21 protein-coding genes, 1 tRNA gene and 1 pseudogene are annotated in these 24,359 nt (G+C 63.5%); 18 read left to right on the top strand and 5 right to left on the bottom strand.

Going from position 1 to position 24,359, the window contains the following annotated elements:
• Positions 1-71: 71 nt before the first annotated feature.
• From P1L41_RS03310 to P1L41_RS03265, 10 genes are all read left to right on the top strand, one after another.
• Positions 72-2,117 (top strand): DEAD/DEAH box helicase, encoded by a 2,046-nt coding sequence (locus tag P1L41_RS03310; protein WP_276297449.1) that lies wholly within the window; start codon positions 72-74, stop codon positions 2,115-2,117.
• Positions 2,118-2,179: 62 nt separating this feature from the next.
• Entirely contained in the window at positions 2,180-3,517 is a 1,338-nt protein-coding gene (locus P1L41_RS03305) for an ICP22 family protein (protein WP_276297448.1), read from the top strand.
• A gap of 83 nt (positions 3,518-3,600) precedes the next feature.
• The gene (locus P1L41_RS03300; RefSeq protein WP_276298428.1) at positions 3,601-5,460 is read left to right on the top strand and encodes an SLC13 family permease; all 1,860 of its coding nucleotides are present in this window, start codon (positions 3,601-3,603) and stop codon (positions 5,458-5,460) included.
• 56 nt (positions 5,461-5,516) lie between these two features.
• Positions 5,517-5,587: transfer RNA gene (locus P1L41_RS03295), tRNA-Pro, on the top strand.
• Between the two features lie 938 nt (positions 5,588-6,525).
• Positions 6,526-10,053, top strand: coding sequence for an LAGLIDADG family homing endonuclease (locus P1L41_RS03290; RefSeq protein WP_276297447.1), 3,528 nt, complete (start codon positions 6,526-6,528; stop codon positions 10,051-10,053).
• A complete protein-coding gene (locus P1L41_RS03285; RefSeq protein ID WP_276297446.1) occupies positions 10,053-10,325 on the top strand; it encodes a DUF7854 family protein in 273 nt (90 codons plus the stop codon). Before P1L41_RS03290 ends, P1L41_RS03285 begins: the two co-directional genes overlap by 1 nt.
• Before the next feature lie 80 nt (positions 10,326-10,405).
• Positions 10,406-10,741: a DUF7855 family protein gene (locus P1L41_RS03280; protein WP_276297445.1), complete on the top strand. Its 336-nt coding sequence runs from the start codon at positions 10,406-10,408 to the stop codon at positions 10,739-10,741.
• Entirely contained in the window at positions 10,738-11,550 is an 813-nt protein-coding gene (locus tag P1L41_RS03275; protein ID WP_276297444.1) for a DUF7856 family protein, read from the top strand. Before P1L41_RS03280 ends, P1L41_RS03275 begins: the two co-directional genes overlap by 4 nt.
• Before the next feature lie 32 nt (positions 11,551-11,582).
• Complete coding sequence (locus P1L41_RS03270) at positions 11,583-12,275, top strand: DUF7857 domain-containing protein (RefSeq protein WP_276297443.1); 693 nt, start codon at positions 11,583-11,585, stop codon at positions 12,273-12,275.
• Positions 12,272-12,937: a MinD/ParA family ATP-binding protein gene (locus P1L41_RS03265; RefSeq protein ID WP_276297442.1), complete on the top strand. Its 666-nt coding sequence runs from the start codon at positions 12,272-12,274 to the stop codon at positions 12,935-12,937. The genes P1L41_RS03270 and P1L41_RS03265 overlap by 4 nt, the downstream gene beginning before the upstream one ends.
• On the opposite strand, the pseudogene P1L41_RS03260 reads toward P1L41_RS03265, so the two are convergent.
• Positions 12,916-13,617: pseudogene (locus P1L41_RS03260) on the bottom strand (transcription initiation factor IIB); the annotation flags it as partial. The gene P1L41_RS03265 and the pseudogene P1L41_RS03260 overlap by 22 nt on opposite strands.
• Before the next feature lie 210 nt (positions 13,618-13,827).
• Here P1L41_RS03260 and P1L41_RS03255 point away from each other — a divergent pair.
• Both P1L41_RS03255 and P1L41_RS03250 read left to right on the top strand, forming a co-directional pair.
• On the top strand, positions 13,828-14,844 hold the full coding sequence (locus tag P1L41_RS03255) for a tyrosine-type recombinase/integrase (RefSeq protein WP_276297440.1): 1,017 nt from the start codon (positions 13,828-13,830) through the stop codon (positions 14,842-14,844).
• Positions 14,845-14,911: 67 nt separating this feature from the next.
• The gene (locus P1L41_RS03250; RefSeq protein WP_276297439.1) at positions 14,912-15,955 is read left to right on the top strand and encodes a hypothetical protein; all 1,044 of its coding nucleotides are present in this window, start codon (positions 14,912-14,914) and stop codon (positions 15,953-15,955) included.
• A gap of 16 nt (positions 15,956-15,971) precedes the next feature.
• On the opposite strand, the gene P1L41_RS03245 is transcribed toward P1L41_RS03250, so the two are convergent.
• Both P1L41_RS03245 and P1L41_RS03240 read right to left on the bottom strand, forming a co-directional pair.
• Complete coding sequence (locus P1L41_RS03245; RefSeq protein WP_276297438.1) at positions 15,972-16,529, bottom strand: hypothetical protein; 558 nt, start codon at positions 16,527-16,529, stop codon at positions 15,972-15,974.
• A 333-nt stretch (positions 16,530-16,862) separates the two neighbouring features.
• Positions 16,863-17,564 (bottom strand): hypothetical protein, encoded by a 702-nt coding sequence (locus tag P1L41_RS03240; protein WP_276297437.1) that lies wholly within the window; start codon positions 17,562-17,564, stop codon positions 16,863-16,865.
• 766 nt (positions 17,565-18,330) lie between these two features.
• On the opposite strand from P1L41_RS03240, the gene P1L41_RS03235 reads away from it, so the two are divergent.
• The 4 genes from P1L41_RS03235 to P1L41_RS03220 all read left to right on the top strand — a co-directional run bounded on the left by P1L41_RS03235 (position 18,331) and on the right by P1L41_RS03220 (position 20,489).
• The gene (locus tag P1L41_RS03235) at positions 18,331-18,618 is read left to right on the top strand and encodes a hypothetical protein (protein WP_276297435.1); all 288 of its coding nucleotides are present in this window, start codon (positions 18,331-18,333) and stop codon (positions 18,616-18,618) included.
• Positions 18,619-18,620: 2 nt separating this feature from the next.
• Positions 18,621-19,352: a hypothetical protein gene (locus P1L41_RS03230; protein WP_276297434.1), complete on the top strand. Its 732-nt coding sequence runs from the start codon at positions 18,621-18,623 to the stop codon at positions 19,350-19,352.
• Between the two features lie 101 nt (positions 19,353-19,453).
• Entirely contained in the window at positions 19,454-20,176 is a 723-nt protein-coding gene (locus tag P1L41_RS03225; protein WP_276297433.1) for a hypothetical protein, read from the top strand.
• On the top strand, positions 20,169-20,489 hold the full coding sequence (locus P1L41_RS03220; RefSeq protein WP_276297432.1) for a MarR family transcriptional regulator: 321 nt from the start codon (positions 20,169-20,171) through the stop codon (positions 20,487-20,489). Before P1L41_RS03225 ends, P1L41_RS03220 begins: the two co-directional genes overlap by 8 nt.
• Before the next feature lie 400 nt (positions 20,490-20,889).
• Here the strand turns inward: P1L41_RS03220 and P1L41_RS03215 are convergent, their stop codons facing one another.
• The gene (locus tag P1L41_RS03215) at positions 20,890-21,690 is read right to left on the bottom strand and encodes a hypothetical protein (protein WP_276297431.1); all 801 of its coding nucleotides are present in this window, start codon (positions 21,688-21,690) and stop codon (positions 20,890-20,892) included.
• Positions 21,691-21,871: 181 nt separating this feature from the next.
• A complete protein-coding gene (locus P1L41_RS03210) occupies positions 21,872-22,102 on the bottom strand; it encodes a TFIIB-type zinc ribbon-containing protein (RefSeq protein WP_276297430.1) in 231 nt (76 codons plus the stop codon).
• Positions 22,103-22,275: 173 nt separating this feature from the next.
• On the opposite strand from P1L41_RS03210, the gene P1L41_RS03205 reads away from it, so the two are divergent.
• Positions 22,276-22,773 (top strand): DUF7858 family protein, encoded by a 498-nt coding sequence (locus P1L41_RS03205; protein ID WP_276297429.1) that lies wholly within the window; start codon positions 22,276-22,278, stop codon positions 22,771-22,773.
• A gap of 63 nt (positions 22,774-22,836) precedes the next feature.
• On the top strand, positions 22,837-24,357 hold the full coding sequence (locus tag P1L41_RS03200) for a glutamate-cysteine ligase family protein (protein WP_276297428.1): 1,521 nt from the start codon (positions 22,837-22,839) through the stop codon (positions 24,355-24,357).
• The last annotated feature ends 2 nt before the right edge of the window (positions 24,358-24,359 follow it).

The raw sequence follows: 24,359 nt of genomic DNA, 5'->3' as shown, positions 1-24,359 counted from the left end.
AGGCGACTTAAACGCGCTGTGGCCGGCCCGTGTCGAGTGACTGAAGTAGGGCCCGCGCCCTACATACGGACGTGTCACAGCAGGCTGCACAGGTCGATACCCTCTTTCTCCACGAGCGCGGCGAGGAGTTCCGCGTCGTCGGACAGCGCGACGGCGGGCGGCTGTTCTACGGTATCTTGGAGCTCAAAGAGACCGACGCAGGCCCCCGCCCGCGCCGGCTCCGTATCAAAGACGGCACGAGCGAGGACCTCCGCGCGCCCGACCAGTTCGTCGATATCGCCCGCCGTGCAGCCCGCATCCGCATCTCCGAACAGACCACGCCCAGAGCGCGCGAACGCGCCAGGGAGATGCTCGACGCCTACCAGCTCGACGCCAAGGTCGTCCGGACCTGTCGGTTCTGCGCCGATGCCGGCCGTTACGCCCCGATAACGAGCGAGACGGCCATCCAGGCCGACGGCGAGACAATCTGCCCCGACTGCGCGAAAGAGGAGCTCGACCGGGAGCTGGCGTTCAACGGCGCGATAACCAGCGACGCCAGGGACCGGCTGGAGGACCTCCTGCTGGAGGTCCAGGACCTAGAGCGCATCACGAACCTGCTGTCGGGGAACTTAGACCCCGACCTCACGAAGTTCGACGAGATATCCGCGACGGTCGACGACATCGACCTCGTGCCGACGGACTCGCTGTCCCTGCATCCGGGCATCCAGCAACACCTCGAGTCCCGATTCGACACGCTGCTCCCGGTCCAGAGCCTCGCGGTCGAACACGGCGCGACCGACGGCGAGGACCAGCTCATCGTCTCGGCGACGGCGACCGGCAAGACGCTCGTCGGCGAGATGGCCGGTCTGGACCGCGTGCTCAACAACAAGGGCAAGATGCTGTTCCTGGTCCCGCTCGTCGCGCTCGCGAACCAGAAGTACGAGTCGTTCAACGAACGGTACGGCGATATGGTCGACGTCTCGCTGCGCGTGGGTGCGAGTCGCATCGCCGACGAGGGCGGGCGGTTCGACCCCGACGCCGACGTCATCGTCGGCACCTACGAGGGTATCGACCACGCGCTCCGGACCGGCAAGGACCTCGGCACCGTCGGGACGGTCGTCATCGACGAGGTCCACACGCTGGGCGAGGAGGAACGGGGCCACCGCCTCGACGGCCTCATCTCGCGGTTGAAGTACTACTGCGAGACCGGCGGCGCACCGGACAGCGACGACACCCAGTGGATTTACCTCTCGGCGACCGTCGGCAACCCCCGGCAACTGGCCGAGAAGCTGCGCGCGAACCTCGTCGAGTTCGAGGAACGCCCCATCCCCATCGAGCGCCACGTCACCTTCGCCGACGGCCGGGAGAAGATCGACACCGAGAACAAGCTCGTCCGGCGGGCGTTCGACGCGAAATCGAGCAAGGGGTACCGCGGCCAGACAATCATCTTCACCAACTCGCGGCGACGCTGCCACCAGATCTCTCGGAAACTGGAGTACAGCTCGGCGCCGTACCACGCCGGCCTGGACAACCGCAAGCGCCAGCAGGTCGAACGGCAGTTCGCCGACCAGGACATCGCGGCGGTGGTCACGACGGCGGCGCTGGCCGCCGGCGTCGACTTCCCGGCCTCCCAGGTCGTCTTCGACTCGCTGGCGATGGGTATCGAGTGGCTCACCGTCCAGGAGTTCGAGCAGATGCTCGGGCGGGCCGGCCGACCCGACTACCACGACAAGGGGACCGTCTACCTGCTGGTCGAACCGGACTGCTCCTATCACAACAGTATGGAGATGACCGAGGACGAGGTGGCGTTCAAACTGCTGAAAGGGGAGATGGAGCCGGTCGTCACCCGGTACGACGAGAGCGCGGCTATCGAGGAGACGCTGGCGAACGTCACCGTCGCGGGCAAGCGGGCGAAGGCGCTCAATGACCGGATGGTCGGCGAGGTGCCGACGAAACACGCCATCGGCAAACTGCTGGAGTACGAGTTCATCGACGGTCTGGCCCCGACGCCGCTCGGCCGGGCGGTCACCCGGCACTTCCTCGCGCCCGACGAGGCGTTCCAGCTGCTCGACGGTATCCGCAAGGGCCTGGACCCCTACGACATCGTCGCCGAGATGGAACTGCGCGAGGAGTACTGAACCTGACGCCCGGGTGACCCGTCGGCCGTACCTTCTTGTAGGGTCGTCTCCTTCCCGGTCCCATGGGGCTGTTCGACAGTATCAGGAACGCCGTCGGTGGGTCGGACGACGGCACGGACGACGACGCGTCGACGCTGCTGGACAGCACCACGCTCGACCCGACGGACTTCCGCCAGCGGGCCGACGCGGTCGCCGACGCCGACGGCCTCGACTTCTCGCCCGGCTCGCTGGCCGACCTCGAGGCGCTCGTCGAGTCCCTCGACGACCCCGAGACGGCCGACGACGCGGCTGCGGCGACGACGTACGCGGACCCGGCGCTCAGGTACGGCAGTTACCTCGGCGAGGTGCTCGTCCGCGCGTACGACGGTACCTGGACGCGCGACGACGGCTGGGGTGTCACCGTCGCCGGCCCCGACGACGAGGTGACCGTCGCCGTCTTCGAGGTCGCGGGCCGCTCGCTCGAGGGCGACCCGGTGTTCACGGCTGTCGTCGACCACCTCGAAGCCGAGCTTTCGCTCGGCGACGTCGCGCCAGGACCCGAGGAGCAACCCGACGTCGAGGGCTCCCCATCCGTAAACCGCGAGCGCCAGCCCGAGACCGCTGCACCGCCGGACGGTGAACCGCTGACTGACGTGGACGGGGCCCCCTCGCAAGGCGACGACTCGGCGGCCGAAACGGGTGTCGCGACACCCGACGCCGACCTTGCCGACGAGCCCGCGAGCGATACAGCGGGGGAGTCGCCGACGGACCTCATCGGGGAGGCCGAGCCCGACGCGGGTCCGGCGCCGGTGCCCGACGCCGACAGAGACGATTCGGCCGCCGAGCCAATGGAGTCGGCTGCGTCGTCGGACCCGGTTGGCGAGCCCGCGCGCGTCGGGACCGAGACGGATGACGCACAGCCGACCGACGACGGTCCCGAACCCGACACGGAGACGCCGTCCGACGCGAAGACGAACGACCCCGACCCGACCGAGGGCGACGGCATCCGGGCCGAGTACGCCGAGACGGCCCAGGAGTTCGCCGCGTTCTGGGGCGAACACGACCTCGATTTCGGTCCCGGCTCGCTCTCGCGACTCGACGCGCTCGTCGACGCCGAGTGGGACGCCGACCGGTTCCGGGACGCCACGTTCGGTGCGGACGACGACTTCGACGACCGCGCGTTCACGAGCATCGCGACGGAGCTCGGGAGTTACTTCGGGGAGGTACTGTGCCGGGAGCTCGACGCCGAGTGGACCGACGAGACCGACCACGTCGCGGCCGTCGTCGTCGCCACTGACGACGGGCCGCTGGCCGTGCCGGTGTTCCAGGTCGCAGTGAACTCGCTCCGGCAGTCGGCCGTCTTCGAGCGGAGCTACCGTGCGCTGCTCGAAGATATCGGCCGGGACGGGTCGGACTCGTAGGCCGACACCGATTCCCTACCCGTATCCTTTTGCTACTGGCATCGTTCGTACCCGGTGTGGTACTTGGACCCGTCACACCGGGCATGGCGTTCGTGTTCGTCGTCATTCTGGCCGCGCTGGCGCTGTTCGCGACGGAGGCGTTACCGGTCGACGTGACCGCAATCTGTGTCATGGTCGCGCTGATGCTGGTCGAACCAGTGACGACTATCGTCGCAGACGCCGGCCTGCTTTCCGACCCGATACTCGTCCTCCACCAGCCCGGTGACGGCGTCTCCCCGCTCGCCCGCGGCCTCTCCGGGTTCGCATCGACGGCGACGATAACCGTCCTCGCGATGTTCATCCTCTCTGACGGCGTCCAGCGGACCGGTATCGTCCAGATACTCGGGCGACGACTCGCGTCGCTGACCGGCGAGAGCGAGTCCAGACAGCTGGGGGCCACCGTCGGTCTCGTGGCGCCCATCTCCGGCTTTATCAACAACACTGCCGCCGTCGCCATCCTCCTGCCGATGGTGACCGACATCGCCCACTCTGGGAAGATATCGCCGTCGAAACTCCTCCTCCCGCTCTCCTACGCCTCGATGTTCGGCGGGATGCTGACGCTCATCGGCACGTCGACGAACATCCTCGCCTCGCAGATCTCGGCGGAGCTGCTCGACCACCCGTTCGGCATGTTCGAGTTCACGCAGCTCGGACTCGTCGTCACTGTGGTCGGCGTCGTCTACCTGCTGACCGTCGGACGCTACCTCGTTCCCGCACGTATCGACGTCCAGGACGACCTCACGGCGGAGTTCCAGATGGGCGAGTACCTCACCGAGGTCGTCGTCCGCGAGGACTCCCCGCTCGTCGGCGAGACGGTCCAGGAGGCGCTCGCCGAGACGGACTTCGACGTCGACGTCATCCAGCTCGTGCGGGGTGACCGGACCTTCCTCGAACCGCTCGGCCCGAAGACCATCCAGGCGGGCGACGTCTTCGCGGTCCGGACCGACCGCGACACGCTGGTCGACCTGCTCGACGCCGAGGGGCTCGACCTCATCCCCGAAGTCGAGGTCGACGACGAGGAACTCGAGGCCGCGAGCGAGCGCCAGAACCTCGTCGAGGTGGTCGTCGCGCCCGGCTCGTCGCTCATCGGCCAGACGCTCGTCACCTCGAACTTCCGGTCGCGCTACGACGCGACGGTGCTGGCGATGCGCCACGGCCAGGAACTCTACCGCCGCCGGATGGACCGCGTCCGCCTGCGCATCGGTGATACGCTCCTCGTCCAGGCCACCCCCGAGAGCATCGACCGCCTCAACATCAACCGGGACTTCATCGTCGCCCAGGAGGTCGAACGCCCCGACTTCCGGCGCAAGAAGATCCCCGTCGCCGTCGGTATCGTCGCCGCCGTCGTCGGGCTCGCCGCACTGACCCCCATCCACATCGTCGTCTCCGCGCTCGCGGGCGCCGTCGCGATGGTCGTCACGCGCTGTCTCGAACCCCAGGAACTGTACGACGCCGTCCAGTGGGACGTCATCTTCCTGCTCGCGGGCGTCATCCCCCTCGGGGTCGCCCTCCAGGAGACCGGCGGCGCGGACCTGCTTGCGGACCTCTTCGTCCTCGCGGCCCCCGGCCTCCCGGCTATCGTGGTGCTCGGCCTGATGTACGTCGTCACCGCGCTGCTGACCAACGTCATCTCGAACAACGCCTCGGTGGTGCTGATGATTCCCGTCGCCGTCGAGGCCGGCCAGCAGCTCGGCGCGAATCCCTTCGCGTTCGTCCTCGCGGTGACCTTCGCCGCCTCGACGGCGTTCATGACGCCCGTCGGCTACCAGACGAACCTGCTGGTCTACGGGCCCGGTGGCTACCGCTTTACCGACTATCTGAAGGTCGGCGCCCCCCTCCAGGCGATCTTCGCCGTCGTCACGACCCTCGGTATCGCCTTCTTCTGGGGCCTCGCGCCCGCGTGACACGGGCGGCCCGGCAACGAAACCCTTTACTCCGTCACCACTGCATACTCAGATGCGGGACCATGGGTTAGTGGTATACTCCGAGCCTTGGGTGCTCGTGACCCCGGTTCGAATCCGGGTGGTCCCACTTCTACGCGACCGAACCGCCGAGCACCGCGTAGCGTGTGCGAGGCCCGCTCCGGTCGCGGTGCGTGGGTCACGACGCGGATTCGAACCCTGGAAGACGAGCGAAGCGAGTCTTCATATGGTTCGAATCCGGGTGGTCCCATGCCACTTTTTGCTGCGTCGGGTTTCCTCGCTCGCTTCGCTCGCTCCGCGAACCGCTCCTTGCAAAAACTTGGGGAAAAGGCCGGACGCTCGGCCTCCGGCCTCGCGTCCGGTGTCCTGTGTGAGTGACAACGAACACAGGGCTCGAAAGACGAGCAATGCGAGTCTTTCGTGAAACCGCTCGCTCCGCTCGCGGTAGATCAGCTAGCCCTTGAACTCCTCAGTAGCGCATCTCGCATCTCTCGAGGTCACCTACAACAAATCGCCTGGGAGTCTCAGCACTTCTGGAACTGGTGCGGACAGAGTGTGCACGGCGTATCCACTACCGAGTCTCACATCGTGCGGTCCGCACAGTTAGGTGGCGGTGCCGAGAAAATATCCGCCGATCAGTAGGACGCCAACGAAAGCGAGTCCACCACCTATAATCCGATTGTAGGTTCGTCCGGCCGAACTCAATTGTGTAGGAGACTCACAGAGTGGACTCACCCGGCACGTGAAGTCGAGTACCGCCTGCGGCCAGACCACCGAGGGAAGTCCAGCAGCCACCGCGAAGAGTCCGATCAGTAGCGCTCCCGGATTCATCATCTCGGGATGTGTCACGGCCGAACTAATTCGTTCGGGTGGGTTTCTGTGGCACGCAGTCACTCGGACCGAACGATCGAAGACTGACGGAGCGACCCACCCCATTGTTTCACGGCCGACCCGCTCACCGCCCCCGAGTTCGACTGGAACGAAATCCACTTTCGCTCCGGCTTGCGAACCTTCTTAGGCTATCGGGCACAACCTCTGTGCACTCAGATGGCGACCGCCGAGAACACCGAACTCATCGACCGCTTCGAGGAGTTCTACCGCGACTACTACCGCAACGAGATCGGTGAACTCGCACAGAAGTATCCGAACGACCAGAAGTCGCTCTACATCGACTGGCAGGACCTCTACCGGTTCGACCCGGACCTGGCAGACGACTACCGGACCAAGCCGACCCAGCTCCAGGAGTACGCCGAGGAGGCCCTGCGGCTCTACGACCTCCCGGTCGACGTCTCGCTCGGACAGGCCCACGTCCGCGTGCGCAACCTCCCGCAGTCCGAGGACATCCGGGAGATCCGCCACCAGCACCACGGGAACCTCATCAGCGTCCAGGGTATCGTCCGCAAGGCGACGGACGTCCGGCCGAAAGTCGTGGAGGCGGCTTTCGAGTGCCAGCGCTGCGGCACCCTCACCCGCATCCCGCAGGCCGCCGGCGACTTCCAGGAACCCCACGAGTGCCAGGGCTGTGAACGACAGGGCCCGTTCCGCCTCAACACCGACCAGTCGCAGTTCATCGACGCCCAGAAGATTCGGGTCCAGGAATCCCCCGAAGGCCTGCGTGGCGGGGAGACGCCCCAGTCTATCGACGTCAACATCGAGGACGACATCACCGGGAAGGTGACGGCCGGCGACCACGTCCGCGTCGTCGGGGTCCTCAAGCTCGACCAGCAGGGCAACGACCGCGAGAAGTCCCCGATGTTCGACATCTACATGGACGGCGTCAGCGTCGAGATCGAGGACGAGCAGTTCGAGGAGATGGAGATCACGGAGGCGGACAAGAAGGAGATCGTCGAGCTCTCGAACGAACCCGACCTCTACGAGAAGATGGTCGGGGCCATCGCGCCCTCCATCTACGGCTACGAGAAGGAGAAGCTCGCGATGATGATCCAGCTCTTCTCGGGGGTCACGAAGAGTCTCCCCGACGGGTCGCGAATCCGTGGCGACCTGCACATGCTCCTTATCGGTGACCCTGGTACGGGGAAGTGCGTCACCGGCGACACTCGGGTCACGCTGGCCGACGGACGCCGGATTCCGATTCGCGACCTCGTCGAGTCGAACCTCCAGGACCCGAAACCGGTCGACGATGGCGTGTGGGACGACGTCGACTTCGAGGTCCCCTCCCTCCAGCCCGACGGGGCCATCGCGACCCAGCGGGCGACGAAAGTCTGGAAACGCGAAGCACCGGACGAGCTCTACCGGATTCGGACCGCGACGGGACGTGAACTCGACGTGACGCCGTCCCACCCGCTGTTCGTTCAGTCCGACGGCTCGTATCAGGCGAAGACAGCCGAGGACCTGACCGAAGGCGCCTTCGTCGCAGTCCCGCGTCACGTCCCGACCGACGGCACCGACGAGCTGTCCGTCGAGTACCGGACGTCGAAAGCGCACAACCGAATCGACCTCGACCTACCGGAGACGTGGACACCCGCACTCGCCCGTCTCGTCGGGTATCTCGTCGCCGAGGGCTACGTCGAACAGCGCGACGACAACACCGGTTTCGTCTCCATTACCAACAACGACCGCGAAGTCATCGACGACGCGACCAGCACACTGGCGTCGTTGAACCTCAACGTCACCGAGCGAGCCCCTCACGAGGGCAAGGACGCGACAGAACTGATGTGCTCGGCCGGCGAGCTCGTGAGTTTCCTCGGCGCTCTCGACGAGTCGCTCCTGTCGCCGTCGGCCGACCGCCGTGTCCCACCGGCGGTGATGGGGGCGAGTGACCGGATTACGACCGCGTTCCTGAAGGCCTACATCGAGGGCGAGGGGCACGTCTCTGCCACCCAGCGGGAGATTACGGTCGCGTCGATGAGCGAGGAACTCCTCGAAGACGTCCGGTCGATGCTTCTGTCGCTGGGTATCGTCTCACAGTTACAGCCGCGTGCCAACGGGAGCTATCGACTGCGAATTTCCGGGGACTCGTTCGCCAGATACGTCGAACGTATCGGATTCGTCACGGAGCGAAAGGCGAATGCAGCCGGCCAGTTCGAGCGCGCGTCCGGGAACACTAATCTCGACGTTATCCCGGACGTCGGTCGGGAACTGAGACGAATCCGGGAAGCGCTGGGACTCACGCAGGCAGCGTGTGGGCTCCCACGCTCCACGTACCAGCATTACGAGCGCAGTCGTCGAAACCCCGGCCGTGAGAGCCTCGAAGCCGTCGTCGACGCGTTCGAAACGAGACTGAACGGACTCGAAGCATCTGACGTCGACGGCGAGGTCGCTGTTACCGATGGTGGTGGGCTCGATGCACTTCGGCAGGACGTCAGTGCGCTCCGTTCGCTCGTCGAGAGTGACGTCGCCTGGGACCGAATCGAGTCTATCGAGGCCGTCGAGCCCGACGAGGAGTGGGTCTATGACCTCGAAGTCGAGGGTACGCACAACTACCTCACGAACGGGGTCGTCTCCCACAACTCGCAAATGCTATCCTACATCCGACAGATTGCGCCCCGCTCCGTCTACACCTCCGGGAAGGGCTCCTCCAGCGCGGGACTCACCGCAGCGGCGGTCCGCGACGACTTCGGCGACGGCCAGCAGTGGACGCTGGAGGCCGGCGCCCTCGTGCTGGCCGACCAGGGTATCGCCGCCGTCGACGAGCTCGACAAGATGAGCCCGGAGGACCGCTCGGCGATGCACCAGGCGCTCGAACAGCAGGAGATTAGCGTCTCGAAGGCCGGTATCAACGCCACGCTCAAGTCCCGCTGCTCGCTGCTCGGGGCCGCGAACCCCAAGTACGGTCGGTTCGACCAGTACGAACCCATCGGCGAGCAGATCGACTTGGAGCCGGCGCTCATCTCCCGGTTCGACCTCATCTTCACGGTCACCGACCAGCCCGACGAGGAGACCGACCGGAACCTCGCCTCCCATATCATCCAGACGAACTACGCGGGCGAACTCCACACTCACCGGACCGAGACCGCAACCTCGAACTTCACCGAGGAGGAGGTGGCGACGGTCACCGACGAGGTCGCACCGACCATCGAGCCGGACCTCCTGCGGAAGTACATCGCTTACGCGAAGCGCAACTGCTTCCCGACGATGACCGAGGAAGCCAAAGAGCGCATCGAGGACTTCTACGTCGACCTCCGTCTGAAGGGACAGGACGAGGACGCGCCGGTCCCGGTGACTGCCCGGAAACTCGAAGCGCTGGTCCGCCTGGCCGAGGCCTCTGCGCGGATTCGTCTCTCGGACTCCGTCGAAGAGGACGACGCCGAGCGCGCGGTCGACGTCGCGCTCTACTGTATGAAACAGATCGGTATCGACCCCGAGACCGGCGAGTTCGACGCCGACGTCGTCGAGACTGGCACCTCGAAGAGCCAGCGCGACCGCATCCAGAACATCAAGGGCATCATCGCCGACATCGAGGACGAGTACGACGAGGGCGCACCCATCGACGTGGTGGTCGACCGCGCCGAGGAGGTCGGTATCGAGGAGTCCAAGGCCGAACACGAGATCGAGAAGCTCAAGCAGAAAGGCGAGGTGTACGAGCCCCGCACCGACCACCTCCGGACGACGTAATGGACCGTATCTCCGCGCTTCGGAACGTCGAGGAGGCGCTGAGTCGCTTCGAGGACGGCGAGTGCTCGCTCTCGGACCTCGAACGCGACGTCCGGGGCGTTCTCCGGACCTACGCCACCGACTTCGAGGGTGACCTCGGTGCGTACCGGGCCGACGGTACCGGTTCCGCCGACGGACTGGTCGTTCTCGCACCCTCGGCGTCCGCCGCGCGCGAGCGCGTCCGGGGGCTCGTCGACGACCCCGGTGAGTTCTCCGTTGACCGGATCGAGTAATCGAATCCCCAGTGCCGTATCGGGTATAATTCAAATCCAAACAGAATAATTTTAGTCCATCGACTATCTGCAACCGACCGATGCTGCTGGTGGTCACGTACTCACGGGCCGCCCGCCGCGACCTGCGCAACGTCTGCCGGCGTCACGAGACGTGCGTGGCCCAGGAACTGGGTCGGGCGGCGCTGTTCGAGGGTACCGAGTTCGCGGCGTTCCAGGCGCTCCGGCTGCGGGAGAAACACGACCTGGCGGTCCAGGTCGAACAGCTCGACCCGTTCGAGCCCTGTGACGCACCAGCCCGGGTCGCCGACGCCGCTCGTGCGTACGAACATCGCGCTGAACCGGCGACGCCGTACGAGCGGTTCGCGGCCGGCCGGGACCTGCCGGCGCCCGAGTCGATGCGGGAGGAGCCACTGTGAGGCTCTGGGTCGACGGCACCCACTACGAGGGACGGGCGATCGACCTCCGGGCGACTGACGTCGACGGCGCTGCCGTCGCACGGGCAGTGCGCGGCGAGGCGCTGACGCCGACGGTCACGCCTACGGCTGCGTCGGCGGTGTACGGGTACGTGGGCCACGTTCGACCGGGTATGGGTCTGCGGACGAAGACGGCGTTGGCCGCCGCAGCCCGGTCACGCGGCATGACGACGCCCTACGACGACGAGATTACCGGATGCCGCGAGCGACTCGCCGACCTCGACCCGGAGCGCCCCGAACTGCCAACGCAGGTCGACCCGGTGGCTGACCGGACCGTGCGGGAGGCCGCAGAGGCGGTGGCGGCCCATCGCGGGCGAGTCAGAGTCCACGAAGGACTCGCTGACAGGGACGCCAGTGAGGCACGTTCGGACCTGCGAGCGGCCGCACGGCGACTCGCCGAACGAGAGACCGAGCGGGAGGCCGCGAAGCAGGCACGGGCCCGGCGACGGGACGCAGCACGCGAGTTCCGGGACCGGCTGGTAGCGCGCCGGCGGCTGGCCGACAGAGTCGCGAACCTGGAGCGGGATGCGCGGGCCTCTCTGGTCGATGCGCTCGAAGGAAGGTTCTCGGCGGCGCTCGACTCGCTCCCCGGTCCGTCTCCCGACGACCCGTTCGACGCGCCACCGGTCGCCGCCGCGCTGTCGGTCCTTCGCCTGGCCGACGCGGAGGCGCCGGTCGTGCTCGAAGTCGACCGGTTCGGCGACCCGGCGACCGCTGCGACGTGGTTGTCGGCACCGGTCGTCCGGTGCTGAGATTTAAATCCGAACGGGCGACCACCCGGCGTATGGTCACACTGTCCAGCGAGTGGACGACAGGCGAGGGGATTACGCTGGTCACCGCCGCGCTCACGGACGTGGCGGAACCGACCCGCGTCACCCTGGTGAACCGACTCGACGGCCCGGTCTGGCCGCCACGCCGCCAAGGCGTCCCGGCGTGTGGGTGGTCCGATACGGGGTTTGAGGCCGTCGTCGCGCCGGGCCGGCACGCCTTCGGGTACGCCACGCCGGCCCCCGCGGCGGACCCGGCGGTGGAACTGGTCGAGGCGACGCCAGTTCCGGATGCCGACCCGACCCGCGAAGCCGCGTCGACGGCCGACGCGGTCTGTCGTGACTTCGGAGATCCGTCACCGCCGCCGGACGCGCTCCCTGCGACGGAGCGAGACGACGGTGAGTGGCCGGTCGGTACGATCGACGACGCCAGCCCTCCTCCCAGTGACCTCCCGGACTCGGTCGTGCCTTTCTTCGAGGAGATTCGGGGCCGCATCCGGCGGGCTGAAGCGCTCGCTGCCGTCGAGACGCTCGACGAGGCCACCGAAGCAGTGCAGGACGCGGGCGGACTCGACGGCCTGCGCCGCCTGGAAGACAGGCAGCGCGACGACGTCCGGCTGCTCCGGACCGTCGCGGATCGGGCCGAGACACTCGCGGAGCGACGGGACGCGGCGACGATTCCGACCGAGACGCTTGAACGCCTCGCATGATTCTGACCGTCACCGGCGGCAAGGGCGGGGTAGGTAAGTCGACGGTGGCCTACAACCTCGCCGCGGAACTGGACGGCGTCGTCGTCGACGGCGACCTCGGCATGGCCGACCTCCCGGCGGGCCGGGGCCCGGACCTGCACGACGTCCTCGCGGGTCGGGCGGCACCGCTCGAGGCCGTCTCGGAGGGCGATCCGGTCGCTATCGTCCCGTGCGGTCGCTCACTCGCCGGGGCCCGTGCGGCCGACGTCACCGAACTCGAGGGCACCCTCGATACGCTCGACCGGACCTACCGCTGGGTCGTCGTCGACTCGCCGGCCGGACTCCACGCCGACGTCGGCGTCCCGCTGGCCGCCGCCGACGCCGCCGTGCTCGTGACGACGCCCGACACCGCGGCGCTGGCCGACGCGCTCCGCGTCCGCGAACTCGCGCGAGAACTCGAGACGGGGCTCTGCCGGGTGGTCCTCAACCGGACCGGTCCCGACCCGGCGACGACGGCCGTCGCGAACCGCTTCGGCGCGCCCGTCGTCACCGTCCCCGAGAGCGAGGCGGTCGCGGCCGCACACCGGGCCGGACACCCCGTCCGACGGACGGCACCCGATGCACCGGCCACGGTGGCGTTCGAATCCCTCGCCGCCGCCGCTCACTCCTGTAAGTCGGTGTAGGTCCCTCTGAGCGTGACCGGCGTCACGCCGGCCACGTCGGCCGCTTCGGCCTGTGTCAGGTCGACGTCCAGTTCGATCGCCGCAGTGTAGAGGCAGGCCGCCGCCACGCCCGCCGGGTTCCGTCCACCGACGATGCCCCGGTCGCGTGCCTCGTCGACCAGTTCCTCCGCGCGCTTTCTCACTTCCGTGGACACGTCCAGCTCCGTCGCGAATCGGGGGACGTACTCCCGGGGGTCTATCGGTCCCGTCGGGAGGCCCAGGTCGCGGTTGAGCGCGTCGTACGCGGCTCTGAGCTCCGCTTCGTCTGCCCGTGCGGCCGAGCACAGCTCGTCGACGGTCCGGGCGAGTCCCTCGGTCCGGCACGTCGCGTAGACGGCGGCCGCGGCGAACCCCTCCAGCGAGCGACCGCGCAGCAGGTCCGCCTCTTGAGCCGACTCGAACAGCACGCAGGCTCGGTCGCGAACCGCGTCCGAAAGGTCTAGCGACCCGACGATGCGGCGTATCTCGGTGAACGCGTACACCTGGTTGCGCTCGCGCTTGGAGCTGACCTGAGCGCGGTTGTGCTCACGGCGGAGCCGGGCCAGCTGGCGGCGCTTCCGGCCCTTGACCCTGGTCGACCGGCCGATTTCGGTCGAGAGCCCGCGGTCGTGGCGAGACCGGGTCAGCGGTGAACCCATGCGGTCTAGAGGATTATGTTGCCTCGACATGAAGATTGAACATAATTCGACTCGTAGTTATTACTACGACTCACCCGCTACCGACGGGTATGGAATTGCTCCGTTGAGTATCCAAACCAATAGCCGTGACCATGACACTATATGGCAAATACCCACGCCGCAAGAAACCAGACCGCGAATCGGCGCGTCTCACGGGCTTTGCAGAATCCAACCATGTCGGACCTAAAGCCCATCGCGCCAGCAGAAGCGAAAGCACAGTACCTTGAAGCAATCGAAACCGAGAAGGCCGATACCACGGTGCAAACCCGCGAGTACCAACTACGCCACTTCGTTCGGTGGTGCGGAGAGGAGAACATCGAGAACATGAACGTCCTCGATGGCCGCGACTTGATGAATTATCGCAAGTGGCGGCGGGAGGACGGGGACCTGAATAATGTCACTCTCCGCTCGCAGATGTCCAACATCCGCCACTTCATCGACTTTTGCGGGAAGATTGATGCGGTCCGCTCGAACCTTCACGAGAAGGTCCTACTCCCGTCCCTCGATAAGTACGAGAATCGGCGGGACGAATCCCTCTCCGCCGAACGCGCCCGTTCCATCCTCGATTTCTTGGAACAGTTCGAGTACGCCTCACGCGACCATGTGGCGTTCCTCATCCTCTGGAAAACGGGGGTGCGGACGGGCGGCCTCCGCGCCCTCGATGTTGAGGACTACTACCCACGGAAAGGGGCGTTGGAGTTGGTCCACCGCCCCGAGACGGGGACCCCGCTCAAGAATAAGGAGGCGGGGGAGCGCATGATAGCCCTCGGTGAGGCGGAGTGCGAGGTGGTAGATGATTACCTCGAACGCAAGCGGGATAACACGACCGATGAGCATGGCCGCGACCCCCTCATTACGACCAAGAACGGGCGGATGGGGAAGGTCACGATTCGGCGGACTGCATACCGCCTCACTCGCCCCTGCATCTATGCAGGGGAGTGCCCCCACGATAAGGACCCGATGGACTGCGAGGCGCGGACGGACTACGATAAGGCCTCTCAGTGCCCCGATGCGGTGAGCGCACATCCTATCCGCCGTGGCTCAATCACGCATCACCTCGATAGCGACGTTCCGAAGGTTGCAGTGAGCGACCGCATGGACGTGTCTCCCGATGTGATTGATGCGCATTACGATGCGGCCTCAAAGGAGGGCAAGATGAACCGCCGTCGGGAGTACGTAGAGAATATCTGATTTGGACTTTGGAGAAGTAGATTTCGCCGCAGAACGCTTTTGTGCGCTTTTCTCGTATCTATCTAACATGACTGGCGACGGACCATCTTTAGACCCTCCATATGAGATGCAGGAGGTGACACATCCTGAGAAATACGTCGTTGAGTTCACTGGCCCGTACTCATTCAGAGTTCCCACGTCGATGGATGAGGAACACCGAGATGCCGCATATTCAGTAGTTCTGGATGAAATTGAAGCCGAACTCCGCTTAGGAGAATCAGAAGGAGGAAGAAGCGCGTTCGAAGGTGATGGAGCGGCTAGTTTTCCTCGGGACCGACACGGTTTATTATTGAATCAGAAAGTACAGATTCACTTCTCAGAAGACTATATTTCCTCCCTGCCCGACGATATAGAGGAACCAGTGTACGAGGCCGTGATGTTTGGGTCAAAATCAGCAGGATTGCACAAACGTCTGATTGAGGATTCTATTGATTTTTATAACCGATTTATTGAGTGTTATAAAGTGGTGACTGAAAGTTATTGGATGCGCGCGGTCATTCCGAACGAAATAGTGAATTTCACGATTAGGAAGGTCGAAGGGGGTGAGGTTATTGATGAGACGAGTATTGGCCTCACAGGGGGGATGTTGCAGATGGGAACTATCAGTCCGCATGAGGACGGACAGTTGAGAAAAAGCCTCCAGGAGGAGAATGACGTGACGATTTCTCGTCAACTCGACCTTGATATACGGGATAAAATGGACCTGGGAGAGTATACTATTGCCGTATATAATTCCAATCAGTTGTTTGAGTTTTGGACCCGCAGAGAATATACCAAGATGCTGAGAGCGCAGGGAAAGACGGAACGAGAAGCCGAGGACAGAATGTGGCACTCAGGCAATGACCAATATCATCATATCAAAGGAATATACGACATGATTGAGTCAGATGTTGGCGTAGATATAAAAGATACTCCAGAATGGGACCTATGGTATACCCACTGCCGAGATACGCGCAATGAGTTGATACACGAAGGGCGGCGAGCAACTGAACTTGATGCGATATACGCATACTACTATACTCAGAAAGCAATGAAGGAGTTTAAGAGAAGATTCGTTGATGCGTTTAACTGACTTTTTAAGGGAGGTGCTACTCGACATCAAACCAATGGTCTAACCGTCGCCACTGGGTAAAGCGGCCTTCACCAAGATTGAATCTGATTTCAGGACTATTTACGATAAATTTGTTGACTCTATAGTCACGTGCGAGTTGGTAATGAAGTCGGTCTTCTTTATCCAATAATGCGAGGTTGATGAGCCATATTATACCTACCACTACTATCGTGGGAAGAAAACCGTCTCCGAGAATAGCAGAGAAAATCCACTTGATATGCGGGTATAGGATAATCGCCCCCACGACGATGGATGAGTAGAAAATATGTGATATTTGATAGTAGTCCCTGCTGAGGCTTTCTTGCTTCATGTAATGGAGGAAACCCCACGCCCCGAGGGCCAAACCAAGGTCAGCATATAGCCCAAGCCATAGCCCCGACTCTCCGATAGTGAGGAAATGGACGTTAAGGGCCAGTACGTTCGTGAAGCACGTCACACGACTCACGTAGTGCTTCTCAACCACGTACCCGATGAGGAGTAAGGAGAGTTCGGGAATGAGAGCCGCGAGCGACGTGGGAAGTAAGTCGATTAGCATATAATATTAATTCACTATTCAGACACCATTAGATTACTCACTGGATAAATTTGATTCACCTGGCGGGCGTGAATCCACCCCAACCAAACCCGCGTATGGGACCCGTCCGCTCGCTAATCTTGACGGGGTACGGTGCGGGGAGTACGACCGAGTTCCGATGCAACTCGTTCGGTTACGCGGATGATGTTGCCGCATCTGTGGGGCCTGCATTACCTTGAGACATATCACCCTCCTCGATTCGCCACGTTCGAGGAGCCGAACGACCCGCCTCTAATCGGGATTCTGACCGCCTCAACCCTGCTATCCGTGATTCTGCCTTCGATGCAGGAGGGACTATGCAACGACGTGGTTCCGTTGGTCCTCTGCGGGCGTGATGTCGATGCCGAACACGTCTCGCAGTTGGTCGATGCCCTTCTTGGGGACCGAGACGACCCCCTCACGGTGCGACGGGACGAAAAACGGCCCGTCGTCGCCCTCAGTGAGCCGCCCCGTTTGAATCCCGTAATCGTGTAAGAGGCAGCGGAGATGGTCCCCGCTCACTCCCGTATCCCTCGTATCGAGGTGGAGCGACGGGAGAATAGCGGAGCCGTGATAGCCGCCGTGGAACTCGATAAGCCACGCCACGACGTTGGGGGTCAACTCCGTAACGTCATCCCCACCCTCGTAGGCATCGAGACGGGGATGCGGCATGGTACGGAGCGCGTATAGGTCGGAACACTGCTCCGCCGTGATGTCCATGTCGGGGTACTTAGCCACCAGGTGCTCTGCCTGCTCCGCCGCCGTCGCTTCGAGACGGAGACTCGTAACCAGGTCCCCGAGACGGGCCGCCGCCGCTTTCAGAAACTCCACGTCGGTCGAATAGGCCGCTAATGCGTGATGTGACCCGTCCGCATCGACGTTGGCCCCATCGAGAAGGAGGAACCGCACCGCATCGAGTTGGTCATCACTCAACGTGGGGCGGTGGTCCTCGTTGAAAGCGTAGTGCTGAGCGATTCGTTCGTATTCCTTACCGCACGTCGGACATTCAGTGGTCATGTTTGGTCAATAAGTGGATTAATTCGCCGTTCTAACGGGGTGTGAGGGTCGTTGCGGGCCGATTTCGTCACACGTCTCCCCCCATCCATCGTGATACGAGTTTCGCCCGAACCACCACGGACTGGGGAGTTGAATCTTGAGCGCGGGGATTTCGGTCATTCTCTCGTGTAACGTCACGTCGATGACCACGGATAAACGACTCTGGCCCGCATCAACGGCCCTCAGTCTCCCGCTCCGCCGCCACACGGCACTACCTCACCGCCCCGCCTGGTCCTTACTTATCTACACATCTATTACGACTAATAAACACCCTCCCCCACCGCCTACGAGTCGTGACGGAGTAGCGGGCAGTCAAATCAATTTGAGCCGAGAGCAATCCTGCTGATTCTCTTTAAATGCCTCACTCTGACTACGATGGAAATAGAGGGGAAGCGTTGAACGCGAGTGGAATTAGGACCACTCGCCAAGACGCCCGAAATTGGCCGTCTCTCACTCTAATTACGCAGTAAGTAGGGGGTGCGGTGAACGGGCGTGGTACTTATAAGCCGTGTTCGACGTGACCTCAACTGAAGAGATTACTACTAGTTATGACACGAAAAAAGCGTGTCCGTCTGAGTACGGACGAACTGGCGACGGCAAAGGCTACGAGAAACGCGGTATTCGGCGACGAGTCGGTGGCATTGGGCCACGTCATTGAGGTAGCGTGCCGCAACCTCGTTGCGGAGGAGGTTGGCGAATCGCACGATGATGGCGGGGTGAATTTCTGATGAGTGAGATTCGAGCGGTCCCCATCGAGATGCCCGAGGAGGGCGACGTGGTGGAGTTGCCCGAGACGGTCGGGCGCGTTGATTCCTGGCACGACTATCGAGGAGCGGCAAGCGGAACTCGATTCGAGATGACCGTGGTCGGGAGTGGCGAACTCGCAGAGTACGTCCTCCTCTCCACGAGCATCGGCGCGAGCGAAATCGAGGACGGGGCGCAAGTCTTGGCGGCGGACGTGGAGCACGCGGCAGTGTGGTACGCCGTCCCGCGTTCCGCATACGGAGGTAACTGAGCATGACCACGCATATGGACACTGAGGCGATTCGAGAGGCAAAGGCTACGAGAGACGGCGGTCCTCTCGTGGCCCGCCCCGAGGAGGTGGATGCGTTCCTCGAACCCGAGGAGGCGGTCGGATTCGAGGAGGGCCTACCGCTCCTCGATAAGGAGTACGGTGAGTATCCCGATGACCCCCTCACGCCCGATTCGGGGGCGGACGTGGCGGCACTGGCGGACCACGAACTCGTTGGGTCCGTGGAGGACCTTGCGGCGGAACTCGATGCGGATGCGGGCAAGGTCCGCACGGCCCTCGAACTCCACGACTTGGAGGAGCCGAACGCGGGCGGTTCGTTCGATGCCCCTGCAGTGGAGCATGAGGGGGTAATCGAGGTCCCCCTTCACGGGGTCATCGAGGTGGAGCACCTACGCTCCCCCGTCTACACGGATGCACGGCTCCTTGAGCACCTTTATATCCGATGTGGATGCGGAATCTCGGAAATTAAGGAAATCCTTGAGGACGGCATGAACGCGGGACGGAGCGGGGATAAGTCCCCGTGGCGAGTCACTGAGCGGGAGATTCGCACCGCGTTGGAGGATGTCGCCCTTATCAGTAGTGCGGACCCCGAAGGCATCGACCCGATGAACTCAAAGGACGTGCGGCTCGGCGGTGCGACCTTCTCGCAACTCGATGAGGAGGACCGCAGTAGTTCGGGCGGCCTCAACGTCGCGGTCGAAGATTTCGGCGGGTAGAAAACTAACTCGGTGTGGTTTGGCTCTTGGCGGAGCATTAGCGGTCCCAAGCGCGAGCGTAGCGAACCCCCGCCCCAACGGGGGAGGACGGAACCTGAACTATGAGTACGCAAAGTTATCATTCCGAGGAGTACCGACTATCGAGAGAACCCGAGGATACCGACCGTGGTTGGTCGGATGGGCAGTGGGACGCGCAAGCGTTCGACCTACGCCGAGACGACCCCGAGGATGACGGATTAGGCGGGCAGATAGCCGCCAAAGACTGCAATACGTCGAAGTGGCGGCGGCTCCGCAAGGTCGATGAAGGCTGGATAAAGTACGACGGACGCGAGTATAACGATGAGGAAGCGCGGAAAATCCGCAACCGTGCCTGCGATACGGATGGACGCACGGAGCACATATTCAAGATGCACCGTGCGGACACGGTGTGCGACCGCCTCAACGTCCGCAGTGCGACCCGCAACGAGGCGCGAAAACTCGTTGCATCGACCGATTGCACGGGCCACTCTCTGGAGAAGGTCATCACTGGAGCGGCAATCGTGGCCCGTGATGCACACGTCGCAACGCGGTTAGTGCAAGCGAGTGAGGCGGTCGATGAGCCGCTCAGTGGCGCACTGCGCCGTCTCGATGCGCTCGATGACCCCGAGGACGTAGGGCGCACGCTCGATAACCTGGCGGCACTGGTGGACGATGACGGCCCCGTGGCGACGATTCTTGAGCGGCGGTTAGTCGATGACCCCGCAGTGGTCGAACTCGCGGAGGAGTACAGATTCTCCGTGGATAACGCCCGTGCGGTTCACTGGGGCGGTGATGACGATGAGTGAGCCGTACACCAACGAAGACCACCGTTGGAATATCCGAATCGCTCACGACGAAATCTTACGTCGCCTGGTCGAACTGGATAAGCCGTGGTGGGACCCCGCAGTATTGCACTTTCTCCACCACGAAAAGAAGATGTCGCAGGCAGAGATAGGACGAGCGTTCCGCATCACTCAGCAATCCGTGCAAGAGGCTATGGACCGCAAAGACGTGGAGGTGCGAGTTGGTCGGGAGAAATCGACCGCCGTCGGTCGCAATCAGACACTCCTCGCGGACTATGAGGAGGAGGCCCCCGCAGGACTAGAGGACTTCATCTGAGGCGGCGGGGGATAGCCTCTTACTTCATTTAAGTACCATAGTAGACGTGTTACTATCATAGGGGGGCGGTGCGGTGAGGTAGTGCCGTGTGGCGGCGGAGCGGTGGATTACTGCGGTGAGAGTGAGGGCCATTGATGGGTCACGAAGGTGGATGGTTTTCATGCATTCAAAACGTGATAGCCGTTGCTCCGTCGATTGAAGTTGAAAAATCCGTCGCGAGAAAAGTGTGTGCGGGCGGACGGAACCATGAGATTGCAACTGCGAACTCAGACATGAGCACGGAACGCCCCAACACGTCCCGAGGATGCCGAATGACGGCGGGCGCAGTCATCGGCCTCAAACATACCTCCCGCGCCCTCAGTGGTCATCACGTCTAGCACCACGGATAAAGGGGGTGCGTCTATTCTTCCTCCTCCTCCAGAGACTCCCGATGTTCCTTGATGACGGATAGGAACTCCTCTGCATCCTCCTCATTGAAATCAAACTCTCTTTCATCTACATCACCGCGAGGGTCAACGTAACTGGCGGAGAATCGGTATTTGCCCTTGAGTTGGTTGAATACGTCGTATAGGTCGGGATTCCCTATTCCCATGTTAACCAGGTCGGAATATCGGGCTTGCACGTCCCCGTGCCCCTCGGCGGACCACCCCATGAAAATCACGTCAATCTTCATCATGCGCTCCGCCGCGTGGAAGGCGTTTTCAACGAACGCACGCCATTTTTCGTTCTCTTTGGCATACTCTGCTGTGTCGATGAACTCATCTGCGGCATCAGTTAACGGCGCTTGATACGAGCGATTATATCTAAGGTCGAAGTTGAAATACCAACCGAACCCTTCCATTTTAGCCACCGTTACGTGGCCGTAGTCCTCTTTGTCCTCATCTAGTAGGACCTCCTCAAAGCCCTCTATTTCCTCTGCATAGATTGGGTCCCCTTCCTCGATATAGTCTCTATCCGTGTCTATCTCGGCTATTAACTTCACCTCTGCATCATCGTTAATCCGCACCTCAACGTCTGAGTCGTCTGATTCCAGGTCCTCGAACTGCGAAAGTGCAAAGGGACTTTTCAAGAACACTTGCCCCTTTCTGAAATCCTCACGGCCTAGCCCTTTCTCCTCAAGAGCATCGTCAAACCATAGGTCAAAGACGTTCTCTAGAAAGTTCTCCACGAACTCGTCTGAGAACTCGATGTCATCCGACATAGCAGGTCATTCATATTTCGGTTGCTTATCAATTTCGACGGACTCTGAGCGGGAGAAGATATTTATCTAGGAAACTAGAATTAGTTATTGCAAAGCCCATGACGGCGCGCCCCCGCGTTCACGCCGCGACCGAACTCAGTTTCCCCGTTCGATATTTACCCGTATCTAGCGGTGAAAACTGCTATACGGCACGGCATCGGGGCGTGGTTACGAACCGTTCACTGCATGGTCGAATAAGCGGCGCACCGGTTCGTGCGCGCTCGGTCTCGTCGTCCTCGAAGGACCGCCACTCCGGACCGCGGTCGATGGCGTCCTCGCTCACCACCAGGCCGCACTCGGCACAGACTGCCTCGTGACCGTCCTGTTCGACCCTGCACTGACACTCCGGGCAACGTCCTGTCGTTGCGCTCATCGTACCTCGACCTACGCTCCGAGGGAGGGTTAAAAAACCGACGCAGCGCCGCGTCTCCGGCCCGAACCGGCTGAATCTACCGACCGGTTACCGGTCGGTTCTCGTGCCGCCCGTTCCCAATTTCTATTCGCAGTCCACCACGTTTAAATTCGAAGAGAGAAAAACTGGGAATAATGGGGTTAGCCGACATCGCCGCGGGCCTCGAGGTGACCGAGTCACAGCGCGAGACCGGCGTCGCCACCGTCGACGAGACGGACACGCCGCTCGAAGCGCGACTCGCTCCGTTCGCGGAGCGACTTCCCTGCTCGCCGGGCGAGGCTGCGGCGGTCGTCGAGGCCTACGCCGCCGGCAAGAGCGTCGGGGCGAGCGGGCACGCGGCCGGCCTCCCGCCGGTCACCGCCGCGAAGACGCTCCATCTGCTGGGCGAACAGGTCTGTCCGCTTGGCCCCCGCGGGCGCGAGGTCGTCGCTGACTGGCTGGCCGGGGACCTCGCCCGGAGCGACGCGCTGACGCTCTCCGGTGCGACCGACTCGGAGTTCGCGCTCGCGGCCTACGTCGAGACCCACGACCCGGTGCCCGAGGCGCGCGACGCCGTCGAGGGCGCGCTGGCGGCCGACCGGGAGTGCGACCCGCTCGCGGAGACGCGCAGTGACGTCGGGGAGCTGTTGTGACCCCCCAGACTCGACTGTCACCGCTGGACCACGTTTAACTCCCCCGCCCGCAAACCGACGGCTATGTCGGCCTCTGAACTGGCAGAGAAAGTCGCCGCCGCACTCGAGATCAGCGGCGACGAGTTCCGCGACCGGGCCCGGACGGAAGCCGAGCAGCTCAAGACGGAGGTCCGGTCGGGGACGTTCGACAACTCCGAGGCCATCGTCGGGCTCGAACTGGAGCTCTACGCCGTCGACGACACGACCAACGCCCTGCGGCGGGTGCCCCGCCAGTTGCTGGAGCTCATCGGCTTCGAGAAGGAGCTCGGGCTGCACAACGCGGAGATGCAGACCAGCCCGCAGCCGCTGAACTCCCACGGGCTGGCGGCCCAGGAGAACGAGCTGAAGGCGTCGCTGAAACCGGCCCAGCGCCGCCTCCAGCGCGACGGTATCCGGATGGTCTCCGACGGAATGTGGACGGTCCCGCCACAGGGCGAGACCGGCCGCGACTACCTCTGTGACTGCGTCGAGAAGGACGGTATCCGCATCGGGACGAACATGTCGCACTCGGTGCGGTACCACACGATGGCCAACACCGAGTACCCCTCCGCGTTCGAGGTCCAGGCGCCCCACGTCTCGCTGGAAGCCGAGACGGTGATGCCCGAGTCGCTCATCACTTCGATGCAGCCACACTACCAGATTCCCCACGCGCCGGACCTCCCGGAGTACTTCAGCTACGCTATCCGGGTCGCCGCGCCGCTGCTGGCGATGGCGGTCAACGCCCCCTTCTTCCCGCCGGACCTCTACGACGACGCGCCCGACACCGAGATCGTCGCCGACGCGCACATGGAGAACCGAATCGCCGTCTTCGAGTCGGTGTTGAACCCCCACGAGGACGACCCGAAACAGCCCAAGGTGTGTTTCCCGCCGGACTACGAGAGCGTCGAGGCCGCCATCGACGACATCGTCGAGGACGACACCATCGTCCCGCGGAAACTGCAGGCCGGCACGCGCTTCGACGACGCGTTCGCCCACTTCCAGCACAAGCGAAGCTCCTACTGGCGGTGGGTCCGCCCGGTCTTCGAGGGGGCCACGCGCTCGGCGGCCAACGCCCGCATCGAGTTCCGCCCGCTGCCGGCCCAGCCGACCGTCGACGACGCCGTCGGCTGCATGGCCGTCTTCGCGGGCCTGATGGAGAGCCTCCCGCGGCTCGAACATCCGATACAGTCTCAGGACTGGGAGACGGCCCGGGAGAACTTCTACGCGGCCGCCCGGGAGGGCCTGCGGGCCGACATCGAGTGGATCACTGCCGACGGCACGACGACGACGGCCACCGACGAGCTGTACGGCGAACTGTTCGAACACGCCCGCGAGGGGCTCGAACAGCGCGGGCTCTCGACGGAGGAGGCCCACGGCTACATCGCCCCGCTCCGCGAGCGGGTCGACAGGCGGCTCACCCCGGCGCGCTGGAAGCACGACTTCGTCCGCCGCCGCGTCGAGGAGAACGTCCCCCTCGCGGAGGCCATCTGGGGGATGCAGGCGGCGTACATCCGCAACCAGCGCGAGACGCTGCTCGACGGGAGCTTCGTCGACTGGTTCGAGTGAGC

This window comes from Haloarcula ordinaria, assembly GCF_029338275.1.
In the GTDB taxonomy this organism is placed as follows: Archaea; Halobacteriota; Halobacteria; order Halobacteriales; family Haloarculaceae; genus Haloarcula; species Haloarcula ordinaria.
This window is presented reverse-complemented; position numbering and strand designations above follow the sequence as displayed.